General features: G+C 65.6%; 1 protein-coding gene. It reads left to right on the top strand.

The genetic code is table 11. The features are described 5' to 3' along the window. Positions 1-494 (top strand): 4Fe-4S binding protein (locus DBR30_RS13560; RefSeq protein ID WP_181363575.1); only part of this gene is annotated, 494 nt, incomplete at both ends.

Genomic DNA, 494 nt, shown 5'->3' with positions numbered 1-494 from the left:
GCCGATCGCATCGCCCTGTTTAACGTTGATGCCGAGCAAGATAAGCCGATCTCCGGCCTGCCAACCGTTGCCCTGCTGGACAAGCCGCTCAAAGGGGACAAACGGGAGAACCTGTTTGCCGCCTTCGATGTCCTCTGGCAGGCCAATGAGGGGTGCCGCGAGCCGCTGGCGGTGCCTCACGGCGCCCCATACGGCAGTGTGGAATTGAAAGAAGCTGACTGCACCCTCTGCATGGGCTGCGTGGCGGTTTGCCCGAGCCGCGCCCTGCATGCGGTGGGGCACACGCCGGGGCTCAACTTTATCGAGCAGGATTGCATCCAGTGCGGCATGTGCGAAAAGGCGTGCCCCGAGCAGGCCATCGTGCTGGTGCCCCGCCTGCAACCGGTGCCCGAGGCGCGCCGCGCCGTGCAGAGCCTGAAAGCCGAAGAGGCCGCCTGCTGCATTCGCTGTGGCAAGCCGTTCGCACCCGCCTCGATGATCCGCCGCATCCAGCA

It is taken from the genome of Aeromonas sp. HMWF017, from assembly GCF_003061465.1.
Lineage (GTDB): Bacteria > Pseudomonadota > Gammaproteobacteria > Enterobacterales > Aeromonadaceae > Aeromonas > Aeromonas veronii.
This window is presented reverse-complemented; position numbering and strand designations above follow the sequence as displayed.